Source organism: Aeromicrobium fastidiosum (assembly GCF_017876595.1).
In the GTDB taxonomy this organism is placed as follows: Bacteria; Actinomycetota; Actinomycetes; order Propionibacteriales; family Nocardioidaceae; genus Aeromicrobium; species Aeromicrobium fastidiosum.
Map to the genome: position 1 here is coordinate 1479551 of NZ_JAGIOG010000001.1, position 23151 is coordinate 1502701.

26 protein-coding genes are annotated in these 23151 nt (G+C 70.6%); 13 read left to right on the forward strand and 13 right to left on the reverse strand.

Annotated elements, in window-relative coordinates; genetic code table 11:
• Positions 1–33 precede the first annotated feature (33 nt).
• The gene (locus JOF40_RS07305; protein WP_129181464.1) at positions 34–495 is read left to right on the forward strand and encodes a GatB/YqeY domain-containing protein; all 462 of its coding nucleotides are present in this window, start codon (positions 34–36) and stop codon (positions 493–495) included.
• Between the two features lie 18 nt (positions 496–513).
• Here JOF40_RS07305 and JOF40_RS07310 read toward each other — a convergent pair whose 3' ends face one another.
• The gene (locus tag JOF40_RS07310) at positions 514–2679 is read right to left on the reverse strand and encodes a transglycosylase domain-containing protein (RefSeq protein ID WP_129181466.1); all 2166 of its coding nucleotides are present in this window, start codon (positions 2677–2679) and stop codon (positions 514–516) included.
• Positions 2680–2846: 167 nt separating this feature from the next.
• Here JOF40_RS07310 and JOF40_RS07315 point away from each other — a divergent pair, with 167 nt between their 5' ends.
• The gene (locus JOF40_RS07315; protein WP_056603503.1) at positions 2847–3104 is read left to right on the forward strand and encodes a WhiB family transcriptional regulator; all 258 of its coding nucleotides are present in this window, start codon (positions 2847–2849) and stop codon (positions 3102–3104) included.
• A gap of 169 nt (positions 3105–3273) precedes the next feature.
• On the opposite strand, the gene bagB is transcribed toward JOF40_RS07315, so the two are convergent.
• A complete protein-coding gene (gene bagB, locus JOF40_RS07320) occupies positions 3274–4383 on the reverse strand; it encodes an ArsA family ATPase (RefSeq protein WP_209674770.1) in 1110 nt (369 codons plus the stop codon).
• Between the two features lie 92 nt (positions 4384–4475).
• A complete protein-coding gene (bagA, locus tag JOF40_RS07325; protein WP_188111721.1) occupies positions 4476–5465 on the reverse strand; it encodes an ATPase BagA in 990 nt (329 codons plus the stop codon).
• 132 nt (positions 5466–5597) lie between these two features.
• Here bagA and JOF40_RS07330 point away from each other — a divergent pair, with 132 nt between their 5' ends.
• The 5 genes from JOF40_RS07330 to JOF40_RS07350 are packed head-to-tail and all read left to right on the forward strand — an operon-like array spanning position 5598 to position 8453.
• On the forward strand, positions 5598–6182 hold the full coding sequence (locus JOF40_RS07330; RefSeq protein WP_129181470.1) for a hypothetical protein: 585 nt from the start codon (positions 5598–5600) through the stop codon (positions 6180–6182).
• Between the two features lie 50 nt (positions 6183–6232).
• Complete coding sequence (gene sp36 / locus JOF40_RS07335; RefSeq protein WP_118397113.1) at positions 6233–6388, forward strand: Sp36 family protein; 156 nt, start codon at positions 6233–6235, stop codon at positions 6386–6388.
• Position 6389: 1 nt separating this feature from the next.
• Positions 6390–6851: a RidA family protein gene (locus JOF40_RS07340; protein WP_129181472.1), complete on the forward strand. Its 462-nt coding sequence runs from the start codon at positions 6390–6392 to the stop codon at positions 6849–6851.
• 10 nt (positions 6852–6861) lie between these two features.
• On the forward strand, positions 6862–7686 hold the full coding sequence (locus JOF40_RS07345) for an NUDIX hydrolase (RefSeq protein ID WP_209674445.1): 825 nt from the start codon (positions 6862–6864) through the stop codon (positions 7684–7686).
• The gene (locus JOF40_RS07350; protein WP_129181474.1) at positions 7683–8453 is read left to right on the forward strand and encodes an MBL fold metallo-hydrolase; all 771 of its coding nucleotides are present in this window, start codon (positions 7683–7685) and stop codon (positions 8451–8453) included. Before JOF40_RS07345 ends, JOF40_RS07350 begins: the two co-directional genes overlap by 4 nt.
• A gap of 194 nt (positions 8454–8647) precedes the next feature.
• Here the strand turns inward: JOF40_RS07350 and JOF40_RS07355 are convergent, their stop codons facing one another.
• Complete coding sequence (locus JOF40_RS07355) at positions 8648–9325, reverse strand: Crp/Fnr family transcriptional regulator (protein WP_129181476.1); 678 nt, start codon at positions 9323–9325, stop codon at positions 8648–8650.
• 167 nt (positions 9326–9492) lie between these two features.
• Here JOF40_RS07355 and nth point away from each other — a divergent pair, with 167 nt between their 5' ends.
• From nth to JOF40_RS07380, 5 genes are read left to right on the forward strand one after another with little or no spacing between them, the layout of a single operon-like run.
• Positions 9493–10158: an endonuclease III gene (gene nth / locus JOF40_RS07360; RefSeq protein ID WP_129181995.1), complete on the forward strand. Its 666-nt coding sequence runs from the start codon at positions 9493–9495 to the stop codon at positions 10156–10158.
• On the forward strand, positions 10155–10772 hold the full coding sequence (locus JOF40_RS07365; protein WP_129181478.1) for a TlpA family protein disulfide reductase: 618 nt from the start codon (positions 10155–10157) through the stop codon (positions 10770–10772). The genes nth and JOF40_RS07365 overlap by 4 nt, the downstream gene beginning before the upstream one ends.
• Positions 10769–11416 (forward strand): NUDIX hydrolase, encoded by a 648-nt coding sequence (locus JOF40_RS07370; protein WP_129181480.1) that lies wholly within the window; start codon positions 10769–10771, stop codon positions 11414–11416. The genes JOF40_RS07365 and JOF40_RS07370 overlap by 4 nt, the downstream gene beginning before the upstream one ends.
• Complete coding sequence (locus tag JOF40_RS07375; protein WP_129181482.1) at positions 11413–12585, forward strand: MarP family serine protease; 1173 nt, start codon at positions 11413–11415, stop codon at positions 12583–12585. The genes JOF40_RS07370 and JOF40_RS07375 overlap by 4 nt, the downstream gene beginning before the upstream one ends.
• Positions 12582–13406: a hypothetical protein gene (locus JOF40_RS07380; RefSeq protein WP_129181484.1), complete on the forward strand. Its 825-nt coding sequence runs from the start codon at positions 12582–12584 to the stop codon at positions 13404–13406. Before JOF40_RS07375 ends, JOF40_RS07380 begins: the two co-directional genes overlap by 4 nt.
• A gap of 13 nt (positions 13407–13419) precedes the next feature.
• Here JOF40_RS07380 and JOF40_RS07385 read toward each other — a convergent pair whose 3' ends face one another.
• A complete protein-coding gene (locus tag JOF40_RS07385) occupies positions 13420–13845 on the reverse strand; it encodes a phage holin family protein (protein WP_129181486.1) in 426 nt (141 codons plus the stop codon).
• Positions 13846–13972: 127 nt separating this feature from the next.
• Positions 13973–15952, reverse strand: a complete 1980-nt coding sequence (gene acs, locus JOF40_RS07390; RefSeq protein ID WP_129181488.1) for an acetate--CoA ligase — start codon at positions 15950–15952, stop codon at positions 13973–13975.
• A 124-nt stretch (positions 15953–16076) separates the two neighbouring features.
• Between acs and JOF40_RS20205 the strand changes: the two genes are divergently transcribed.
• Complete coding sequence (locus tag JOF40_RS20205) at positions 16077–16895, forward strand: LuxR C-terminal-related transcriptional regulator (RefSeq protein ID WP_129181490.1); 819 nt, start codon at positions 16077–16079, stop codon at positions 16893–16895.
• A gap of 125 nt (positions 16896–17020) precedes the next feature.
• Here the strand turns inward: JOF40_RS20205 and JOF40_RS07400 are convergent, their stop codons facing one another.
• The 7 genes from JOF40_RS07400 to JOF40_RS07425 all read right to left on the reverse strand — a co-directional run bounded on the left by JOF40_RS07400 (position 17021) and on the right by JOF40_RS07425 (position 23146).
• Entirely contained in the window at positions 17021–18685 is a 1665-nt protein-coding gene (locus tag JOF40_RS07400) for a monocarboxylic acid transporter (RefSeq protein ID WP_129181492.1), read from the reverse strand.
• A complete protein-coding gene (locus JOF40_RS07405; RefSeq protein ID WP_246152796.1) occupies positions 18682–19020 on the reverse strand; it encodes a DUF485 domain-containing protein in 339 nt (112 codons plus the stop codon). The genes JOF40_RS07400 and JOF40_RS07405 overlap by 4 nt, the downstream gene beginning before the upstream one ends.
• A 267-nt stretch (positions 19021–19287) precedes the next feature.
• Positions 19288–20793, reverse strand: coding sequence for a sodium/solute symporter (locus tag JOF40_RS07410; RefSeq protein WP_129181496.1), 1506 nt, complete (start codon positions 20791–20793; stop codon positions 19288–19290).
• A 22-nt stretch (positions 20794–20815) separates the two neighbouring features.
• On the reverse strand, positions 20816–21217 hold the full coding sequence (locus JOF40_RS07415) for a hypothetical protein (RefSeq protein WP_129181498.1): 402 nt from the start codon (positions 21215–21217) through the stop codon (positions 20816–20818).
• Positions 21218–21221: 4 nt separating this feature from the next.
• A complete protein-coding gene (locus JOF40_RS19655) occupies positions 21222–21524 on the reverse strand; it encodes a LytTR family DNA-binding domain-containing protein (RefSeq protein ID WP_246152797.1) in 303 nt (100 codons plus the stop codon).
• Between the two features lie 21 nt (positions 21525–21545).
• Positions 21546–21956: a LytR/AlgR family response regulator transcription factor gene (locus JOF40_RS19660; RefSeq protein ID WP_245343105.1), complete on the reverse strand. Its 411-nt coding sequence runs from the start codon at positions 21954–21956 to the stop codon at positions 21546–21548.
• Between the two features lie 47 nt (positions 21957–22003).
• Positions 22004–23146, reverse strand: coding sequence for a sensor histidine kinase (locus tag JOF40_RS07425; protein WP_129181500.1), 1143 nt, complete (start codon positions 23144–23146; stop codon positions 22004–22006).
• Positions 23147–23151: the final 5 nt, after the last annotated feature.

Consider the following 23151-nt stretch of genomic DNA (forward strand, 5'->3'; position numbering starts at 1 on the left):
GTAGATCGGTCTGAGCCTGAGAGACTGTGACACATGTCAGCCCTCAAGGACCAGCTCCACGCCGATCTCACCACGTCGATGAAGGCGCGCGACGCGCTGCGCACGTCGACCCTGCGCATGGTGCTCACCGCGATCACCAACGCCGAGGTGTCGGGCAAGGAGGTGCGCGAGCTCAGCGACGACGACGTGCTGACGGTGCTGGGTGCCGAGGCCAAGAAGCGTCGCGAGGCCGCCACGGCCTTCGCCGAGGGCGACCGGCCCGAGCTGGCCGAGAAGGAGACCGCGGAGGCCGCGATCCTCGCGGAGTACCTGCCTGCGCAGCTGACCCCCGACGAGATCGCCGTGATCGTCGCGGCCGCCGTGGAGTCGGCGGACGCCGCGGGTCAGGGCATGAAGGCCATGGGCAAGGTCATGGGCATCGTCTCGCCCCAGGTCAAGGGCAAGGCCGACGGCGGGGTCGTCGCCGCCGAGGTCAAGCGCCAGATCGGTTCCTGACGCCGGCAGGCCCAGACGTCAGTCGTCGTCGTTCTTCTTCTTGGTCGCTGCCTTGGCCGCCGGCTGACGCTTGGGCGGCGGGTCGAAGTTGACCGGTGACAGGCTCGACTGGATGGCCTGCATGGCCTTGGCCCACATGGGGCCGGCCACCGAGCTGCCGCCGACGCTGGCGAAGTTGAGCGGGCTGCCGTTGATCGTCACGCCGACCAAGGTCTTGGGCCTGCCGTTGGTGTTCGTGTCCTTGCTGTTGGTCACGACGCCGGCGACCATCGAGGCGGTCGCGAGCTCGGGCGTGTAGCCGGTGTACCAGACGGCCTGGTTGCCGTTGGTCGTACCGGTCTTGGCCGCCGAGGGGATGTTGAGACCCGTGCCGTTGCTGAAGCCGAAGCCGCCGGGCTCCTGCACGCCGCGCAGGATGTCGTTGATCTGGGCGGCCTGGCCCTGCGTGAGCACCCGCTCGCAGCTCGCGTCGAACTTCTTGAGCACCTCGCCGTTGGCGTCGAGGATCTCGTCGACCGGACGCGGCTTGCAGTACATGCCGCCAGAGGCGGGAGTGGCGTAGGCGGCGGCCATGTCGAGCGGGCTGACGCTCGTGACACCGAGCGTGAACGGACCCACCTGGTCGGTGATGCCCTTCGAGGGATCGAACGGCACCTTGATGCCCATCGACTCCGCGGCCCTAACGGTGTTGCAGAGGCCCGCCTGCTTCTCGAGCTGGGCGAAGTACGTGTTGACCGACTGGCGCAGGCCCGTGTACATGTTCTTGCGACCGGACGTCGTGGAGTTCTTGACCTTCCACTCGCCGGTGCCGCCGCCTTCGCAGTCGAAGTAGCTGCCCGGAGCCATCGTCAGGCTGGGGGGCGAGTTGTAGGTCTGGCCGACGTCGATGCCGTTCTTCAGGGCAGCGGCGGTCGTGAACATCTTGAACGTCGAGCCGGCCTGGAAGCCGCCCGAGTCGCCGTAGGCGGGCGGCACGGCGAAGTTGATGTACGACTCGCCCTTCTTGGGGTCGTCGCCGATGGGCCGCGACTGGGCGACAGCACGCACCTTGCCGGTGCCGGGCTCGACCATGGCCATGGCCCCGATCGCGCCGTCGGTGGGCTTGACGGTGTCGCGCACGGCCTTGTCGGCCGCGGCCTGCATCGTCAGGTCGATGTTGGACTTGATCGTCAGTCCGCCACGCAGCAGCTTGTCGCGTCGCTCCTCGACCGTCGCGCCGAGCGCCGGCTGGGCCTCGAGCCACCGGCGGGCGTAGTCGCACGAGAACTCGCCCGTGACGCCGACGCAGCCGTTGGGGTAGTCGGTGACCTTGAGGCCGAGCGCTGAGGCCTGGTAGCGCTTCGAGACCTCGGGGGTGATCTTGCCGAGCCGCTCCATGACGGCCAGGACCGTGTTGCGCCGCTGAAGGGCCTTCTCGGGATACACGTTGGGGTCGAAGTCGACAGGGTTCTTGACCAGGCCGGCGAGCGTTGCCGCCTGGCGAGCGTTGAGCTCGCTGGGACTCTTGGAGAAGTAGTGGCTGGCCGCCGCGCTGATGCCGTAGGCGCCGTCGCCGAAGTAGGCCAGGTTGAGGTAGCGCTCGAGGATCTCCTTCTTGGTGTGCTTTTCCTCGTACGCGATGGCGAGCTTGAGCTCGCGGATCTTGCGTGACACCGACTGCTTCTGGGCGGCCGCGACCTGTTCCTTCGTCGTGGCCTGCGAGATGAGCGTCTGCTTGACGAGCTGTTGGGTGATCGACGAGCCGCCCTGGGTCTGGCCCTCGGCGGCGTTGTTGACGAGGGCGCGCAGCGTGCCCTTGAGGTCGAGTGCGCCGTGCTCGTAGAAGCGGGCGTCCTCGATCGAGATGATGGCGTCCTGCATGACCGGGGCGATCTCGGCCAGCGGGACGTCCTGGCGGTTCTGGCTGTAGAAGTAGGCGATCAGGTCGCCGTTGGAGGCGAGCAGCCGGGACGTCTGGGCGTTGGGCTGGTCCTCGAGCTTCAGCGGCAGGGCGATGACGTCGTCGCTGACCTTGGTGACCGTCATGGCGACGATCGTCGTGGTCGGGATCAGCACAAGCGCCACGAGCACGCCGGCGAGCAGCGACAGGCGTCCCATCGCAGCGATCAGGACGGGTTTGCGCTTGCTGTGCGTCTCGGACTGCGCGGCGCGGCGCAGCGAGTCGCGAAAATCCTCCGAGGCCATGGCAGCCAGCGTACGTGACGGGGACCAGCGCGACCGGGTGGCGACAACGTGTCTAGTCCTTGTGGGCTACACAAAATGACTAGTAACGATCTGATGCCGACGGGACGAAGTTCCTACATTTGTACCAACCAACTTCGGCCATGGGGCCGGTCTCGGGGAGGTTCATCATGTGGAACGAAAACTGGGCGGCCGATGCCGCGTGTCGGGGCAAGTCAGATGCCCTGTTCGTCAAGGGCGCGGAGCAGAACCGCGCCAAGCAGGTCTGCGGCACGTGCGAGGTCCGGGCCGAGTGCCTGGCCGAGGCGCTCGACAACCGCATCGAGTGGGGCGTCTGGGGTGGCATGACCGAGCGTGAGCGCCGTGCGCTGCTGCGTCGCCGTCCCAACGTGACCGCATGGCGCAGCGTCCTCTCCGTCGCGGTCTGATCCTGACCCTGGGGGGGGCTCGGTCGGGCGGCCGCTGTGACCGATCTTTCGGCGTATGCGGTGCCCCGGAGGCGCGAACGCCGACACTTTCCTTCCCGGGACGACTGATCTCACTGCGTTCAGGCACCTCCGGCTACCGGAACGCAGAAAGATCGGTTCACTCAGCGGGCTAGGACCGTCCGGCCAGCAGGTCGCCCACGAGGCGCAGGCCGTCGAGGTCGTGCACGTCGCCGGCCAGCGCCGCCACCGACACCGTGGCGACACCGGGGTGGGCTGCGGAGAAGCGCTTCTTGAGCTTCTCCTCGCGGGCCGACACCCGCATGCGGTCGGCGTGGATCGCCAGCAGCTCGGACGTCGCCTGCGCGGTGGCCGTGCCGCCATCGAGCCGGTCGGCGGCCGACTCGGCGTCGGCGGCCGTGATGCCGTCGGCACCCGTCTCGTGCACGCGGTTGACCACGAGCCCGGCCAGCGGCATGCCCTCGCCGGCGAGGCGCTCGACGAAGTACGACGCCTCGCGCATCGCAGCGGGCTCGGGCGCCGCCACGACGACGAAGGCCGTGCCGCGCGCCTGCAGCAGGGCGTAGGTGCCCTCGGCCCGCTGGCGGAATCCGCCGAAGAGCGTGTCGAAGGCTGCGATGAACGTCTGCATGTCGGTGAGCACCTGCGCGCCGAGGATCTTGTTGAGGGCGCTCGTGACGATGCCGAAGCCCGCGCTGATGAGCCGCGCCGGGCCCTTCGCGGGGGCCAGCAGCAGCTTGATGAACCGGCCGTCGAGCATCGACGACAGCCGGTCGGGCGCGTCGAGGAAGTCGAGCGCCGAGCGGGACGGGGGAGTGTCGACCACGATGAGGTCCCAGCGCCCGGTGGCGTGCAGCTGGCCGAGCTTCTCCATCGCCATGTACTCCTGCGTGCCCGCGAACGAGCTGGAGAGGGCGACGTAGAACGGGTTGGTCAGGATCTGTGCGGCCTTCTCGGGGGTCGCGTGCTGCTCGACGACCTCGTCGAACGTCCGCTTCATGTCGAGCATCATGGCGTCGAGCGAGCCGCCGTCGACGGCCGCGCCCTTGACCGGACGGGGCGTGTTGTCGAGCTCGGTGAGACCCATCGACTGCGCCAAGCGGCGGGCGGGGTCGATCGTGAGGACGCAGACCGTGCGGCCCTTTTCGGCCGCGCGCAGGGCGAGTGCCGCGGCGGTCGTGGTCTTGCCGACGCCGCCGGACCCGCAGCACACGATGATCTCGGTCGTGCGGTCGTCGAGCAGGGCGTCGACGTCGAGCAGACCCGATGCCGCTCGAGACGTCGGGGTACCGGTGCCGCCGCGGGGCGACGTGCGTCCCTTGCGGGCGGACGGGCTGGTCTGCGCCTTGCCGGTCACGAGGTCGCACCCTTCTGGCGCGCCGTCGCGTGCAGGTCGGTGAGGCGCTCGGCGAGCTCGAACAGGCCGCCGAGGTCGATGCCGTCGCCGAGCAGCGGCAGCTCGACCAGCGGACGTCCGCAGTCGTCGAGGATCTCGCGCTGGGCGTCCTGCAGCCGCTGGCGCTCGAGGTGCGCCTCCCCGCCGGCGATCAGGGCGGGGGCGGCAGCGGGGTCGAGCCCGGCACCGGCCAGGGTCGTCGAGACGGCCTTGGGCTTGAGCGTGTGGCCGGTCAGGGCGTCGCGGGACGCGTCCGACAGCAGCGGGGGCCGCACCAGGTTGAGCACGACGTGACCGACGGGGAGCCGCTCGGACGTCAGCTCGGCGATGCCGTCGATGGTCTCCTGCACCGGCATCTCCTCGAGCACCGTCACGAGGTGGACGTGCGTCTCGGGCGCGCGCATCATCTGCATGATCGAGTCGGCCTGGCGGCGGATCGGGCCGACCTTGGCGAGGCCGGCGACCTCGGAGTTGACGTTGAGGAACCGCGTGATGCGACCCGTGGGGGGCGCGTCCATGATGACGGCGTCGTAGGTGAACCTGTCGCCCGTGCGACGCCGTGCGGCCTCGTAGACCTTGCCCGTCAGCAGCACGTCGCGGACGCCCGGGGCGATCGTCGTGGCGAAGTCGATGATGCCGAACTTGTCGAGCGCCTTGCCTGCCCGTCCCAGCCGGTAGTACATCGCGAGGTACTCGAGCAGCGCCGCCTCGGGATCGATCGCGAGCGCGTAGACCTCACCGCCGCCGAGACCGACCGCGATCCGGCGCTCCTCGTAGGGCAGTGGCGGCACGTCGAACAGCTGGGCGATGCCCTGGCGGCCCTCGACCTCGCACAGCAGCACCTTCTTGCCGCGCCCCGCCAGCGACATCGCGAGGGCCGCGGCGACCGTCGTCTTGCCGGTGCCGCCCTTGCCGGTGACGACATGGAGCTGGGTCGATTGGGCCACGTCACGAGCCTACCGACGGTGGCCGATACCGCCTCCTGATCAGGTGGTTTCCCTACTGTTGCGAGGCGTGTCTCACACCTAGCCTGAGAGCCCGCGGACGCGTCCCACGTCCCGTGCCCCCAGGAGACTCCCATGCGTCGTTCCGTCCTCGCCGCCGCGACCATCGCGCTGCTGCCCCTCCTCGGCGCGTGCGGCGGAGGTGACGGCGGGCCCGACGGGACGTCAGCCAGCGCTTCCGGAGGATCGGATGGTGCGGACGCGTCGGACACGGCCGACACTGACGACGGTGCCGACGAGGTGCTCGACACATGTGCCGTGATCTCGGTCGAGGAGGTCGGCACGATCCTGGGCGGCACCTTCACCTCCGAGCTGGGCCCGTTCGACGCGTGCGAGTTCGACCAGGAGGATCCACGGGCGACGTCGTTCTCGCTCGACGCCCAGCCGGAGTCCGAGCTCGGCGGCGGCTTCGACGTGTACCGCTCCGGATCGAAGAGCGCCCTCACGGATGCCCAGCAGGTCGACGTGCCGGGGATCGGCGACAAGGCCTTCATCACGACCGGCACGTTCGGCGACGGCACCAACATCCAGCTGCAGGCCGCGACGCTCGTCGACGGACAGGTGCTGACCGTCAGCCTGACCCAGGCGTCGGACATCGCCCAGGACGTCCTGGTCGACCAGGCCACGCAGCTGCTGACCTTGATCGCCGCCAAGGTCTGAGCGCGCCGTGGTCTGAGCGCCGCGGGGTCACCGCCCGATACAGTCGGGCCATGACGAAATGGGAGTACCTCACCGCACCGGTCCTCGTGCACGCCACGAAGCAGATCCTCGACAACTTCGGGCAGGACGGGTGGGAGCTCGTGCAGATCGTCCCGGGCATGAACCCCGAGAACCTCGTCGCCTACTTCAAGCGCCCGGTGGCCTGACATGTCCGCCGTCGACGACCGGCTGGCCGAGGCGGGGCTGACGGTCCCGACCGTCCCGGCTCCGGTCGCGGTCTACGTGCCCGCGGTGCGCAGCGGCTCGCACGTCTTCACGTCGGGCCAGCTGCCGCTCCGCTCGGGCGAGCTGCTCGCGATCGGCAAGGTCGGGGCCGAGGTGACGCCCGACGTCGCCTACGACTGCGCCCGCCAGAGCGCCCTCAACGCGATCGCCGCCGTGACGTCGGTCATCGGTGACCTCGACCAGGTGGTCCGGGTCGTGAAGGCGACGGTCTTCGTCGCCAGCACCCCCGACTTCACGGGTCAGCCGGCCGTCGCCAACGGCGCCAGCGAGCTGTTCGGCCTCGCGTTCGGCGACGCCGGCCAGCACGCCCGCAGCGCTGTCGGCGTGCCCGTCCTGCCGCTCGATGCTCCGGTCGAGGTCGAGCTGGTCGTCGAGGTTCGATGAACGGGCACGCATGACGGTCCGCATCCCCCTGCCCGAGCGGTTGCGCGAGACGGCGACGAATCCGCCGCAGCCTCCTGTCACGCCGCGCGACGCCGCCACGATCGTCGTGGTCCGTGACGGCGAGCGCGGCACCGAGGCCTACCTCATGCGCCGGCAGACCAGCATGGCGTTCGCGGCAGGCATGTACGTCTTCCCGGGCGGCGGCCTGACGGCGTCCGACCTCGAGCACGAGGTGCCGTGGGTGGGCCCCGACGCCGACGAGTGGGGACGCCGGTTCCGGTGCGAGCCCCGGCTGGCCCGCGGCCTCGTCGTCGCCGCGGTGCGCGAGACCTTCGAGGAGACCGGCATCCTGCTGGCCGGTCCCGACGCCGACACCGTCGTGTCCGACACCAGCGGCGACGACATGCAGGCTGCCCGCGGGGCGCTCGACGAGGGCGAGCTGGCCTTCGCCGACTTCCTCGACGATCACGACCTCGTGCTGCGCGCCGATCTGCTCGGTGCCTGGGCGCACTGGATCACCCCGGAGTTCGAGCCCCGCCGCTACGACACCCGGTTCTTCGTCGCCGCCCTTCCCGCCGGCCAACGGGTCGGCGCGATGAGCCGTGAGTCTGACCGCGCCGTCTGGGCACCGCTCTCATCGGTGCTGGCATCGGTCGAGGCAGGTGAGGCGGCGATGATGCCGCCCACGATCGCCGCGTGCCGCGAGGTCTCGGCGCACACCGCCGAGACCGTCGTGGCAGCGTCGATCGGACGCGAGTTCCCGACCATCCTGCCGCGGCTCGTGCTGGTCGACGGCGACCCGTTCCTCGAGACCCACCTGGGAGACAACCCATGAGCACCAGCGCCGTCCGGGTCACCGACCGCACCTCGTTCGTCCTCGCCGACAACCCGGGCATCATGACGCTCGACGGCACCAACACGTGGATCGTGCGCGAGCCGGGCGCTGCCCGCTCGGTCGTGGTCGATCCCGGGCCGGACGACGACGACCACCTGCGCGCCGTCGTGGCGGCCGCCGGCGAGGTCGGTCTCGTCCTGTTCACGCACCGTCATCACGACCACACCGACGCTCTGGCCCGCATCGTCGAGCTGACCGGCGCGCCGGCGCGCTCGATCGACCCGGAGTTCTCGCACGGGGCCGAGCCGCTCGTCGACGGCGAGACGATCGACGTCGACGGTCTGACGATCGAGGTCGTGGCCACACCGGGTCACACGACCGACTCGACGTGCTTCCTGATCGGCGCGGAGCGGTCGTTGCTGACCGGTGACACGATCCTCGGCCGCGGCACCACGGTCATCGCCCACCCCGACGGCGTCCTCGGCCCCTACCTCGACTCGCTCGCGCACATCCGCGAGCTCGTCGAGGAGGGTCTCGTCGAGCGCCTCCTGCCGGGGCACGGGCCGGTCGTCGACGCCCCCGCCGAGGTCGTCGACTTCTACCTCGAGCACCGCGCCGAGCGGCTCGACCAGGTGCGCGCGGCCATCGACACGGGGGCGACGACGGCACGCGAGGTCGTCGAGAGGGTCTACCGCGACGTCGACGAGACGCTGTGGGGTGCGGCCGAGCTCAGCGTCGAGGCGCAGCTCGAGCACCTGCGCGACTGACTCGCGTCCTGCGCTGTTTCCCAGGTGCACCCCGGAAGCGGGCACCGGACCCAGTTCTCCGACGCCTCGCCCCTGACGCGATCGGGGTGCGGTGACCAAGAACGGGGCGACCCCGAAAACGAACACCTCACGCCGGAAGCAACCGGGGTGAGGTGTCGGAATCCCAGGTGCACCTGGGAAACAGCCAGCCGGGGTCAGCGGGCGCGGCGCTGCAGACGCTCGAGGTCGAGGATGACCACGGAGCGGGGCTCGAGCCGCAGCCAGCCGCGGCTGGCGAAGTCGGCGAGGGCCTTGTTGACCGTCTCGCGGGAGGCACCGACCAGCTGGGCGAGCTCTTCCTGCGTCAGGTCGTGGTTGACGTGGATGCCGTCATCGGCGCGACGTCCGAACCGCGAGGCCAGGTCGAGCAGCGCCTTGGCCACGCGACCGGGCACGTCGCTGAAGACCAGGTCGCCGACGACCTCGTTGGTGCGGCGCAGGCGCCCGGCGAGCTGGTTGAGTAGCGCGTGGGCGACATCGGGGTGGGCGTTGAGCACGGGGCTCAGCGCTTCGTGGCCGAGGCTCTTGAGCTCGACGTCGGTGACGGCGGTGGCCGTTGCGGAGCGCGGACCCGGGTCGAAGAACGACAGCTCGCCGAACATCTGACCGGGGCCGAGGATCGCCAGCAGGTTCTCGCGGCCGTCGGGCGACGTGCGCCCGAGCTTGATCTTGCCCTCGGTCACGACGTACAGCTGGTTGCCGTCGTCACCCTCGCTGAACAGGATCTCTCCTCGGCGCAGGCTCGACGAGGACATCGAGTCCTCGAGCGCGCTCGCGACCTCGTCGTCGAGGCCGGAGAACAGCGGTGCCTGGCGGAGAACGTCGTCGGTCACGGTCTTCCCTATCGGTCGTGTATCAGGGGTCACAGTGCGTGGCTCCTTGCGCAGTTTCCCACATCCGGACGGTTCCCGGTGAGTTACGCGCCGAGGCACGTACGCTGGAGCCTGTGCCGACCCCCGTGACGAGACCGGAGACGACACTCGTGCGGAGGGCCCGCAAGATGCACCGGGTGCTCGCCGAGACGTATCCCGAGGCCGGCTGCGAGCTCGACTTCCGCACGCCGTTCGAGCTGCTGGTGGCGACGGTCCTGTCGGCGCAGACCACCGACCGCCGCGTCAACGCCGCCACGCCCGGCCTGTTCGCGCGGTGGCCCGATCCGTACGCCATGGCGGCGGCACCCCGGCTCGAGCTCGAGCAGGTGCTGCGTCCGCTGGGCTTCTTCCGGGCCAAGACCGACAGCCTGCTGGGTCTGTCGGCGGCGCTGGTCGAGCGGTACGACGGCGAGGTGCCGGATCGGCTCGACGCGCTCGTGACGTTGCCGGGTGTTGGACGCAAGACCGCCAACGTCGTGCTGGGCAACGCCTTCGATGTGCCGGGCCTGACGGTCGACACGCACTTCGCCCGGCTCGTGCGCCGGTTCGAGTGGGTCGAGCCCCAGATCGCGAGTGATCCGGTCAAGACCGAGCACGCCGTCGCGGCGATCTTTCCCCGCAAGGAGTGGACGATGCTGAGCCACCGCCTGATCTGGCACGGCCGCCGCCGCTGCCACGCCAAGAAGCCCGCCTGCGGCGCGTGCCCCGTGGCGCACTGGTGTCCCGCCTACGGCACGGGGCCGACCGACCCTGTGCTGGCGGCGGCCCTCGTCACGACCCAGGGGCCGGCATGAGGGCGCGGGCGGCGACCGCCGTCATCGCGCTGCTCTTGGTCGCGGCGTGCAGCGGCTCCGAGCCGGCCGACACCAAGCCGACGTTCGGCGGCGGCCCGGTGCCGACCGTCGCAGCGGACGAGCTCGCCGCGGCGAAGGCGCAGGCGGGCATCGACGCCTGCCCCGCGCCGGCGGAGCAGGCGACGGGCGACGAAGCACTGCCGGGTATCACCCTGGAGTGCCTGGGCGGCGGCAATGCGGTCGACGTGTCGACACTGGCCGGGCGACCCACCGTCATCAACATCTTCGCGAGCTGGTGCCGGCCGTGCCGCGACGAGATGCCGCTGCTCGCCCGCGCCGACGCCGAGTACGGCGACGCGGTGCAGTTCGTCGGCATCGACTTCGGCGACGCGGCACCCGACGACGCGATCGAGCTGGCTCGCGCCTCGGGGGTCACGTACCCGCTGCTGGCCGATCCCGACCAGATCACGCGGGCCGGGCTCAAGGTCGCGGCCATGCCGCAGACGCTGTTCGTCGACGCGCAGGGGAGGATCGTGGCGACGGAACGGACGCCCTACGACTCGTACGCCGATCTGACCGCCGCGATCCGACGACACCTGGGAGTGACGCCATGACGGCCGAGACGCTGCCCGACTGGCTGCGGCCCCTGGCCGACCTCTCTGGCTCGGTCGAGGCGTCGCTGCTGTCGCCGCACTTCACGACCGTCCCCGACGACGCCCGTCCCGCCGCCGTCCTGATGCTGTTCGCCGACGGTGCAGCCGGGCCCGAGCTGCTGCTCACCGAGCGCGCCACGACGATGCGCAACCACGCCGGCCAGATCTCGTTCCCGGGTGGCAAGTCCGATCCCGGCGACGCCGACGCGGCGGCGACGGCGCTGCGCGAGGCGACCGAGGAGGTCGGTCTCGACCCCGCGACGGTCGAGGTCTTCGGCACGTTGCCCACGTTGTGGCTGCCGCCCAGCAACTTCGCCGTCACGCCCGTCCTCGGCTACTGGAGCGAGCCGACGACCCTGCAGTCGGTCAGCGACGCCGAGGTCGTCACGGTGCTGCACCAGCCGATCGCAGAGCTGCTCGACCCCGCCAACCGCTTCAGCGTCACGCACCCGTCGGGCTGGCGCGGCCCCGCCTTCGAGGTGGGCACCCCGATGCCGCTGTGGGGGTTCACGGCCGGCATCATCTCCCGGCTGTTCGACGTGCTCGGCTGGTCCCAGCCCTGGGACGAAGCCCTCACACGGCCCCTTCCCGAGCTGCCCGCATGAACTCGCTCGACCTGATCATCGTCGTGATCCTGGTCGCCTATGCCGTCTCGGGGTTCTTCCAGGGGTTCGTCGTCAACCTGGTCGCGACGCTCGGGCTGCTGGTCGGCGGGCTCGTGGCCCTCGCGGTCGTCCCGATGCTGCTGTCGGGCGACAGGCCGACGCTGTCGAGCTCGCTGCTGGCGCTCGGGCTGGTGATCGGTGCGGGTGCCGTGGGTCAGGCGATCGGGACGCTCGTGGGGTCCGGCCTGCGTCAGGGCCTGAAGTGGCGGCCGCTGCGCTCCCTCGACGCCGTGGGGGGCAGTGCGCTGAGCATCGTCGCGGTGCTGTGTGCGGCCTGGGCGCTCGGCTACTCCGTCAGCGGCACGTCGATCCCGTACCTGTCGACGGCGTCGCGCGACTCCGCGATCCTCGAGAAGGTCGACGGCGTCATGCCGGCCCGAGCGACGTCCGTGCTGCGCTCGTTCAACGAGGTGCTCGACTCCAACCTGTTCCCCCGGTACATCGACCCGTTCGACTCCGAGGACATCACGCAGGTCGATCCGCCTGACGAGGAGACCCTCGCGAGCGCCGGCGTGCGCCGCGCCAGGGACAGCGTCGTCAAGATCCTGGGTCAGGCCCGCTGCGACCGCGGCATCGAGGGCTCGGGCTTCGCCTACGCCGACGGACGCATCATGACCAACGCGCACGTCGTCGCGGGGGTCGCGAGTCCGTCGGTCGTGGTGGGCGACCGCGAGGTGCCGACGCGCGTCGTGCTGTTCGACCGCGATCTCGACATCGCGGTGCTCGCCGTCGAGGGGCTCGACCTCGACCCCCTGCGGTTCGACGACACCGGTGAGGCCGGGCAGGCGGCGGCTGTCCTCGGCTATCCCCAGAACGGGCCGTTCGACGCCCGCGCGGCGCGCATCCGCGACGAGATCCGCCTGCGCAGCCCCGACATCTACGACCGCGGGCAGGTCGTCCGCGAGACCTTCTCGGTGCGTGGCCTGGTGCGCTCGGGCAACTCCGGCGGACCGCTCGTGTCCGAGAGCGGTGACGTGCTGGGCGTCATCTTCGCGGCGTCGGTCTCCGACAAGTCGACGGGTTACGCGTTGACGGCCAAGCAGGTCGCCGACGACGCCCGCAAGGGTGCCCGGGCCACCGCCGAGGTGTCGACGGGCGACTGCGCGTGAGGCCGCTGTCGTCTTTCGTGGCCGGGGTCGTGGCGGTGCTCGCCGCGATCGTGACGGTGCCGCTGCTGTGGGTGTCGACGCACGTCGTCGACGAGGACGGCTACGTCGCGTTCAGCAGCTCGATCGCGACCGACGGCGAGCTGCAGGGCGCCGTCGCGGCCTATCTGGCCGACGACTACGTGCAGCGTGGTCTGCTGCCGGCCGCGCTGCAGGAGACCGCGACGTCGGTGCTGACGACCGTCGCCCGCGGCACGACCGACCAGCCGGGGTTCGTGAGCGCCTGGGAGGAGACGCAGCGCAGCCTCCACCGGTCGGCGTTCGACGACGGCACCGGGCCGCTGACCGTCCGGCTCCAGCCACTGAGCCAGTTCGCGGCCGACCGCGTGGGCTCGCTGCTGCCCGTCTCGCTCGACGTGCCGGTCGACCTGCAGGCGCAGGTCGGCACGGCGGGCGATCGGGAGATGCTGCAGAAGGCCGAGCGCTCCCGCACCTACTCGCTGCTCGGGCTCATGGTCGTCGTGGTCGCAGCGACCACGTGTCTCGTCGCGGCGCGCCGCCGCAGCCTGGCTGTCGCGGGTCTGGGGCTCGGTGCCCTGGTCGTCGCCGGCGTGCTCCGGGTCGTCGTCGAGATCGCGCTGCCCGACCTGATCGACCGCGCCGAGACGCTGTCGCCGTTCGCCCGCGCGGTGCAGAGGCTGCTGCTCGACCGAGCCGCCGACTCGCTGTCGGGATGGCTGGAGCAGATCGCGCTGGTCGGTGCCGGAGCGCTGCTGGTCGGCCTGCTCGGGCGGATCGCGTCCGGCCTGCGACGGACCGCCTGACCGACCTGTCTGCCTAGCGGCGGTGGCCGGGCAGGGTCGGCACGGGGTCCTGCGAGTGCTGGCCCTTCAGGGCCTGTGGGATGTCCTTCGCCGCGGCGATGGTCTTGGCCGGCACCCGCACCTTCTTGAGCAGCTTGATGCCGACGACGATGAGAAGCGCCACGAGCAGCAGGTAGAAGCCTGCCACGATCAGGAACGCCCACGCGGGGTCGAGACCGGCCATGACGATGAAGTAGGCCGCCGAGATCGACAGCATGACGATGATGAGCAGCCCGAAGAACGCGGAGACCAAGATCATGCCGGCACCGATGCCGCCGGCCTTGACGCTGACGCTCAGCTCGCTCTTGGCCAGCTTGACGACGCTCTGGAGCAGCAGCGTCAGGTCGCGCGATGCGTCGCCGATCAACCGGCCGATGGTCGGCTCGTCGTGGGTGCTCATGCGTGCGAGCCTACAAGTGATCCGTGGCAGGGTGCAGGTCAGCGTCCGGCGCCCGTCCCGACCTCCACGTCCCACGCACGAGCGCCCCTGACCCGAGGTTCGGGTCAGGGGCGCTCGACGGTGTCGGTCAGTCGTCGTCCTTCGCGGTCTTCATGCCGCTCGTGATGAGGTCCATGACCCCCGCATCGGCGAGCGTCGTGGTGTTGCCGACCTCGCGGTTCTCGGCGACGTCGCGCAGCAGCCGGCGCATGATCTTGCCCGAGCGGGTCTTGGGCAGCTCGGGGACGACCATGATGGTGCGCGGCTTGGCGATGGGGCCGATCTCCTTGCCGACGTGAGCCCGCAGCTCCTGCACGATCTCGTCGCCCTGGTCGCCCGAGCCCGCGCTCTCGCGCAGGATCACGAAGGCCACCACTGCCTGGCCCGTCGTGTCGTCGGTGGCGCCGACGACCGCGGCCTCGGCGACCTTGGGGTGCGACACCAGGGCCGACTCGATCTCGGTCGTCGAGAGCCGGTGGCCCGAGACGTTCATGACGTCGTCGACGCGTCCGAGCAGCCAGATCGCCCCGTCGGCGTCCTTGCGGGCGCCGTCGCCGGCGAAGTAGTACTGCGGCCAGCGCGACCAGTAGGTCTGCCGGTAGCGGTCGTCGTCGCCCCAGATCGTCCGCAGCATCGAGGGCCACGGCTCGGTGATGACGAGGTAGCCGCCCTCGCCATTCTCGACGGGATGCCCCGCGTCGTCGACGACCTCGGCGGCGATCCCGGGGATCGCTGTCATGGCCGAGCCCGGCTTGCCGGACGTGACGCCGGGCAGCGGGCTGATCATGTGTGCGCCGGTCTCGGTCTGCCACCACGTGTCGACGATGGGCGTCGTGCCCCCGCCGATGTTCTCGCGGTACCAGACGTACGCCTCGGGGTTGATCGACTCGCCGACCGAGCCGAGGATGCGCAGCGAGCTGAGGTCGTGCTTCGCCGGGATCTCCTCGCCCCACTTCATGCACGTGCGGATCGCGGTGGGTGCCGTGTAGAACAGCGAGACCTTGTACGTCTCGATGATCTCCCACCAGCGACCCCGGTGCGGGGTGTCGGGCGTGCCCTCGTAGAGCACCTGCGTCGCGCCGTTGGCCAGCGGTCCGTAGACGATGTAGGAGTGGCCGGTGACCCAGCCGACGTCGGCGGTGCACCAGTAGACATCCGTGGGCTTGTGGTCGAAGACCGCCCAGAACGTCCACGCCGACTGCACGAGGTAGCCGCCCGTGGTGTGCAGGATGCCCTTGGGGGAGCCCGTCGTGCCCGAGGTGTACATGACGTAGAGCGGGTGCTCGGAGTCGAACATCTGCGGCTCGTGGATCTCGGAGGCCTCGTCGACGACCTCGTGCCACCAGCTGTCGATGCTGCTGTCGAAGGCGACGTCCTGGCCCGTGCGGCGCACGACCAGCACGTTCTCGACGATCGCGGTGTTCTCGTTGTCGATCTTGACCAGGGCCTCGTCGACGGCGGGCTTCAGCGCGCTCGCTGCACCGCGACGGAAGCCGCCGTCGGCGGTCACGATGAGCTTCGCGCCGCAGTCGGTCACGCGGCTCGCGAGGGCGTCGGAGCTGAAGCCGCCGAACACGACGGTGTGCGGGGCACCGATGCGCGCGCAGGCCAGCATCGCGATGACAGCCTCGGGGATCATCGGCAGGTAGATCGCGACGCGGTCACCGGCCTCGACGCCCAGCTCCTCGAAGGCGTTGGCGGCGCGACTCACCTCGTCCTTGAGCTGGGCGTAGGTGATGTCGCGGGTGTCGCCCTCGGGCTCGCCGACGAAGTGCAGGGCGACACGGTCGCCGTGGCCGGCCTCGACGTGGCGGTCGACGCAGTTGTAGGCAGCGTTGAGGGTGCCGCCGACGAACCACTTCGCGAACGGGGGGTTGGACCAGTCGAGCACCTCGGTGAACGGCGTGCCCCAGTCGAGCCGCTCGGCCTGCTCGCCCCAGAACGCCGGACGATCAGCGGCGGCCGTGTCGTACACATCGGCCGTGACGTTGGCGTTCGCGGCGAGGTCGGCGGGCGGGTCGAACGTGCGGTCCTCGCGGGACAGGTTGCTGATGTTCTGCTCGGTCATGGTGCTCCTCGGTTCACGGTCCGGCCGGGGCGACGCGATGCCGCGCCCGTGACAAACTGGTGTGGTCTACCCCACATCGTGTGGTGGCGGTCACGGATGGTCTAGCCCCGAAAGGGGGTGCGCGGTGCCGATCGACCTGCGTCGGGACGATCTGGACCTGCTGCGCGCCGCGGCCGCACGCCTGCGCCGCGAGGGCGGGGTGCCCCTGGTCTTCGGCGGGCTGCGCGACGACAGCGGGGTGCCGGTCACCCTCACGCTCGGCGAGGTCACGCACGACCTCGCGTCGATCACGATCAAGCCGTCTCGCGGGCTCGGTGGGCGGACGTGGATCAGCCGCCGCCCGGCGTTCGTCCGCGACTACGGGACGTCCGAGGACATCACCCACGAGTACGACCGGCAGATCCTCGGCGAACGCGTCACGTTCCTCGCGGTCGTCCCGCTGGTCGTCCGCGACGAGGTGCGCGGCCTGCTGTACGCCGGCACCCGAGGTGCCGAGCAGCTCTCGGAGGCGGCGCTCGAGGGCCTCGTGGTCGAGTCCCGCAAGGTGTCCGACGAGATGGCGATCCGCGACGAGGTCGACCGCCGGGTGCGGCTCGAGCAGTCGGTCGCCGCGGCGGGTGCCGAGACCGCCGAGCTGCAGCGGCTGCGCGACGCCTTCGCGCAGATGAGGGTCATCGCCCGCGAGACGCACGATCCGTCGACCCGGGAGCGCCTCGACGCGCTGCTGAGCGGCCCGTCGCCGTCCGGTGTCACCCTGACGGCCCGCCAGCTCGACGTCGTGTCGCTCGTCGCCGCGGGATGCCGCAACAGCGAGATCGCCGACCGCCTGGGGCTCGGGCCCGAGACGGTCAAGAGCTATCTGCGCAGCGCCATGACGCGGCTGGGTGCCCGGTCGAGGCACGAGGCCGTGACGGCTGCCCGCCGCCACGGCCTCCTCCCCTGACCTGCGGAGCAGGTCGGTCGCCCGCATGGGCCGAGCGAGCGCAGCGAGCGAAGGCAGGCGCCCGTGCGAAGCACGGCAGCGCTGAGGCACGAAGCGCTGGAGTGGCGACGCAGGAGCCGCGCGCACTATTTTTCTGATCCCGCCCCCGTCAGCGACCGCACCTCGAGCTCGGCGAACCGGTCCTCGCTCGACCGCTCCTTCGACGTGATGGTGCCGAGGTAGCCGAGCAGGAAGCCCAGCGGGATCGACACGATGCCGGGGTTCTCGAGCGGGAACCAGCTGATGTCGACGCTCGTCGGCAGCAGCGACAGGTTCTTGCCGGTCGCGTCGACGCCCTTGCCCGAGACGATCGGCGAGAAGATCACGAGCCCCACCGACGAGATCAGTCCGCCGTAGATGCTCCAGAGCACGCCGCGGGTGTTGAAGCGCTTCCAGAACAGGTTGAACAGCAGGGCCGGCAGGTTGGCCGAGGCCGCGACCGCGAAGGCCAGGGCCACCAGGAACGCGACGTTGAGGCTCTGGCCCGGGATGGCCAGCGCGATCGCGATGCCGCCGATGACGAACGCCGAGATGCGGGCGACCTTGATCTCGTCGGCACCCGAGGCCTCGCCCTTCTTCCAGACGCTGGCGTACAGGTCGTGGGCCACGGACGAGGCCGAGGTCAGCGTCAGGCCGGCGACGACCGCGAGGATCGTCGCGAACGCGACGGCCGAGATCAGGGCCAGCAGGATCGCGCCACCCGTCGTGCCGGGACCACCGCCGACGGCTTCGGCCAGCAGCGGCGAGGCCAGGTTGCCGCCGGAGTCGATGATCCGCTGCTTGGCGTCGCCGGTCACGAGGGCTGCGGCACCGAAGCCGAGGATCAGGGTCAGCAGGTAGAACGAGCCGATGATGCCGATGGCCCACAGCACCGACTGGCGGGCCTGGCGGGCGGTCGGGACGGTGTAGAACCGCACCAGGATGTGCGGCAGGCCGGCGGTGCCGAGCACCAGGGCGATGCCCAGCGAGATGAAGTCGATCTTGCTGGTCGTGGTCGCGCCGTACTTGAGCCCCGGCTCGAGGAACGCCGAGCCCTTGCCGCTGTTCTGGGCGGCCTGGCCCAGCAGGTCGGACACGTTGAAGCCGAACTTGGCGAGCACCAGGACGCTGATCAGGATCGTGCCGCCCATCAGCAGCACGGCCTTGACGATCTGCACCCACGTCGTGCCCTTCATGCCGCCGATCACGACGTAGAAGATCATCAGGATGCCGACCGCGACGATCGTCAGGTTCTTGGCGGTCTGGCTGTCGACGCCGAGCAGCAGCGACACGAGCGCGCCGGCACCGACCATCTGGGCCAGCAGGTAGAAGATCGACACGACGATCGTCGACGTCGCCGCGGCGGTGCGGACGGGGGTCTGCCGCATCCGGTAGGCGAGCTGGTCGGCCATCGTGTAGCGGCCGGAGTTGCGCAGCAGCTCGGCGACCAGCAGCAGGGCCACGAGCCAGGCGACGAGGAAGCCGATCGAGTACAGGAAGCCGTCGTAGCCCGACAGCGCGATGGCACCCGAGATGCCGAGGAACGAGGCGGCCGACATGTAGTCGCCGCCGATCGCGAAGCCGTTCTGCACGCCGCTGAAGCTGCGTCCGCCGGCGTAGTAGTCGGCCGCGGTCTTGGTGTTGCGGCTGGCCCAGAACGTGATGCCCACGGTCAGCAGCACGACGAGCAGGAACAGGGTGGCGGTCAGGGCCTGGTGGTCGTTCGACGACGACGCCTGGGCGAACGTGATGCCCGCGAGCGAGGTGCTCATGCGTTGGCCTCCTTCTCGTAGGCCTCGTTGAGGGCGTCGGCGATGGGGTCCATGTTCTTGGCGGAGAAGCGCGCGTACCAGAACGCGATGCCGAAGGTCGTGATGAACTGCAGCAGGCCCCACAGCAGCGCGATGTTGACGTTGCCGAAGACCTGGGTGTTCATCAGCCCGGGCGCGTAGTTGGAGCACAGCACGTACAGCAGGTACCAGACCATGAACCCGACGGTCATCGGCACGACGAAGCCCATGTAGGTCTTCTTCAGCTGCTTGAACTCGTCCGACGCGTGGATGCGGTCGTAGGCCGCCTGGGCCTGGGGAGTCGCTCTCTCCGCCACGATGGTTCACCTCTTCCGTGTGGTGGCAGCGCGGGGAGCACGGCCGTCCACGACGCTAGGACCGCCCATCCGTGTGAGCCAGATCACCAAGGCTCCTCTGCGGCGAGGCGGCGATGTGGTGCGGCGTGCGGTCGGTCGCGGGCGACGAGCGGTCGTCCGAGCGCGATGAACGGTTGCCGGGATCCCACGAGACCGTGGTGTTCTGGCACTCACCGAGGGTTGCAACCCGAGGTAGGTGCGCGAATCCCACGAGACCGTGGGATGCCGTCAGGGCCGGCGGTCGACGGCGATGTGCTCGGGGGTGTGCAGCCGCACCATGGTGCGCGAGACGTTGCCCGGCACGGCGGAGCGGGTCAGCAGGGAGACGCCGACCATCAGTCCGAAGCCGACCGGCACCGACCAGGCCGCAGGCTGGCTCATCAGCACGCCGAGCCAGCCGTCGGGGCCCCACGCGATCGTCATGACGGGGGCGATGCCGGCGCACAGTCCGCCGCCGATCATGCCGGCGATCGCGCCGGGTGCCGTGAGTCCCCGCCACCAGATGCCGAGCACCAGCAGGGGGCAGAACGTCGACGCGGCCAGCGCGAAGGCGAACGTGACGGAGTTGGCCACCGCGATGCGCTCGGCCGACAGGGCGAGCACGAGCGGCACCAGGATGCCGCCGGCCGCCGCGAGCCGCACGGCGGCGATGGTGCTGAGGTGCCGCCGGGACGAGCGCTCGCGCGACAGGCCCTGCCCGATGACCCCGGCGATCGACATCGTGATGCCCGACGACGTCGACAGGAAGGCTGCGAACGCCCCAGCCGTGAGCAGGGCCGCCAGCACCTCGCCGACGCCACCCCCGAGCATCCGCGACGGCAGCTCGAGCACGACGGTGTCGGCGCGGCCGGACGCCAGCAGGTCGCGGGCGTAGACGCGTCCGAGGACGCCGTAGATCGTCGGGAGCAGGTAGAAGGTGCCGAGCAGCGCCAGCACGATCAGCGTCGTGCGACGGGCGGCTCGTCCGTCCGGGTTGGTGTAGAACCGCACGACGACGTGCGGCAGGCCCATCGTGCCGAGGAACGTCGCGACCAGCACCGAGTAGGTCAGGTAGAGGCCCGGCCCGTCGGTGCCGCCGAACGGCGTGAACCAGGCATCGGGCGCGACGGGCGACGGGCGGCCGTCGTCGGTCCAGGCCGTGACGAGGAAGAACACCGGAACCAGCAGTGCCGTGAGCTTGAGCCAGTACTGGAAGGCCTGCACGAAGGTGATGCTGCGCATGCCGCCCGACACGACGTTGATCACGACGATGACCGCGACCAGCACCGTCCCCACCCAGGTGGGTGCCCCGGTCACGGTGCGCAGCGTCAGGCCGGCCCCCTGGAACTGCGGCATCAGGTACAGCCAGCCGACGCCGACGACCAGGATGCTCGCGACCTGCCGCACCCGCACCGACTGCAGCCGCACCTGGGCGAAGTCGGGGATCGTGTAGGCCCCCGACCGGCGCAGCGGGGCGGCGACGAACACCAGCAGCATGAGGTAGCCCGTCGTCCAGCCGATGGGGTACCAGAGCATGTCGGCCCCGTAGGCGAGGACGAGTCCGGCGACCCCCAGGAACGAGGCGGCCGAGAGATACTCGCCGCCGATCGCCGAGCTGTTCCAGACCGGGCTGACCGATCGCGATGCGACGTAGAAGTCGCTCGTGGTGCGGCTGAAGCGCAGCCCGAACGCGCCGATGCCCAGCGTGGCCAGCGACACCAGGGCCACGGCGATGACGCCGTAGGTCGTGTTCACGGTGTCACGGCTCGAAGGACTGTCATGGCTCGGTGCGGTCGGGCTGGACCAGGTCGGCGAAGTCGCGCTCGGCCCTCTCGGCCTGGCGGACGTAGACCCAGCCGAGCGCCAGCAGCCCCGGGTAGACCAGCACGCCGAGGATGATCCACGGAGCCGGCACCCCCAGCACCTCGAACTCGGTCACGGTGTCGAAGGCCATGAACGTCAGGGGGAGCGCGCCGACCGACAGCAGGAGCGTGAGGGCCACGGTCAGCGCGGCGCGCAGCTGCGACCGGATCAGCGACTGCATGTAGATCTCGCCGATGCCGGTCGACTCGTCGATCTCCTGGCGGACGCTGCGGCGGACGTGCGCGGGGGCCGACGTCAGCGGGCTGGTGACGCGGACGCGTCCGGTGTGCTCGGGCTGGTGCTCGGGCTGGGTCACCGGCTCACAGCGCCCGTTCGTGGATCAGGTCGCGCAGCGCACGGGTGTGCCGGCGGGCGACCTGAAGCTCGATCGTGTCGTCGCCCGACGGCACCACGACGCTGCACCGTCCGGCCTGCACGCGGACCTCACGGACGTGTGCGAGGTTGACCACGATGCTGCGGTGGATGCGGACGAACCCGGCATCGGCCCACTCGTCGGCCAGGGTGCCGAGCGGGGTGCGGATGAGGTGGCTCGACCCGTCCTCGACGTGCAGGCGCACGTAGTCGCCCTGTGCCTCTGCGTGCGCGACCGTCGATCGCGACACGAACCGGGTGACGCCTGCGAGCTACACCGCGATCTGGTCGTCGGTCACGGCGGGTGCCCGGTCGCCGTCAGAGGAAGCCCGGCGGACGCTCTCGCGCAGCCGCTCCTCGCGGATGGGCTTGAGCAGGTAGTCGACGGCGTTCATCTCGAAGGCCTCGACGGCATGCGCCTCGTGCGCCGTGACGAAGACGATGCGCGGCGCGTCGCGGAACCGACCGAGCAGCCGGGCGATGTCGAGGCCGCTGAGCCCGGGCATCGCGACGTCGAGGAACACCACGTCGATGCCGCCCTGCTCGAGCAGCCGCAACGCCTCGGTGCCGCTGTGCGTGCCCCGCACGGACGCGATGCGGTCGTCGCGCTGCAGCAGCCAGACCAGCTCGTCGAGCACGGGCTGCTCGTCGTCGACGACGAGGGCGTGCAGCGCGGCGGGCATGCACCGATCCTCGCCGAGCGTGATGCGGGCCACAAGTCCCGCGGGGGTCAGGGTGCCGCCGCGTCGACGTCGGGGGAGAACTTCGGCACCCGCAGCGTGACCTTCGTGCCGAAGCCCGGGGCGGTCTCCACGACGATGCCGTACGCGTTGCCGTAGACCGTCCGCATGCGCTCATCGACGTTCGCCAGCCCCACCGACGCGCTGGGGTTCTGGCCCGAAAGGGCGGCGCGGACGACCTCGGGGTCGACGCCCGCGCCGTCGTCCTCGATCGTGATGAGGCACTCGTGGCCGGTGTCCATCGCGGTGACCGTGATGGTGCCGTTGCCGGCGCGGCTCTCCAGGCCGTGCCGGACGGCGTTCTCGACCAGCGGCTGCACCGACAGGAACGGCAGGGTCACGCTCAGCACCTCGGGGGCGATCAGCGTGACGACCCGGAGCCGGTCGCCGAAGCGGGCCTTCTCGAGCACGAGGTAGCGCTCGATCGAGCGCAGCTCCTCGGCCAGGGTCGTGAACTCGCCGTGCTGGCGGAACGAGTAGCGGGTGAAGTCCGCGAACTCGAGCAGCAGCTCGCGGGCCCGCTCGGGATCGGTGCGGACGAAGGAGGCGATCGCGCCGAGCGAGTTGTAGATGAAGTGGGGCGAGATCTGCGCGCGCAGCGCCCGCAGCTCGGCCTCCATCAGCGCGGTGCGGGAGGTCGCCAGCTCGGCCAGCTCGAGCTGGCTCGACATCCACCGGGCGACCTCGGTCGTGGCCCGGGCGAGGCCCGCGGAGGCGTCGTCGGCCAGGACCACGACGCTGCCGACGACCCGGTCCTCGACCGCGAGGGGTGCCACGATCGCGCGTCCGGACGCACGGGTCGTGCCGCTGTCGATCGCGGCCCGCATGAGGTCGGCGACGTCGTCGTGGCTGCCGGGGCCGTCCCACGCGAGGGGCCGTTCGGTGTCGGTGATGGCGACGGTGGGCGCGCCCAGGAGCGTCCGGACGTGGGGCAGCGACCTGGCGGCGCTCTCGGCGTCGAGCCCGCGGCGCAGGGCCGGCGCGGCGAGGGCCGTGGTGTGGAGGGTCTCGAACGTGGCACGGTCCTCGGGGGTGCCGAGGCTGGGCCTGCGTGCCAGGAGCCACCACCGGGCGAACGCCGGGACGGCGACCAGTGCAGCCGCCGCGACCAGCGCCGTCAGGAGGTTGTCCATCCGTG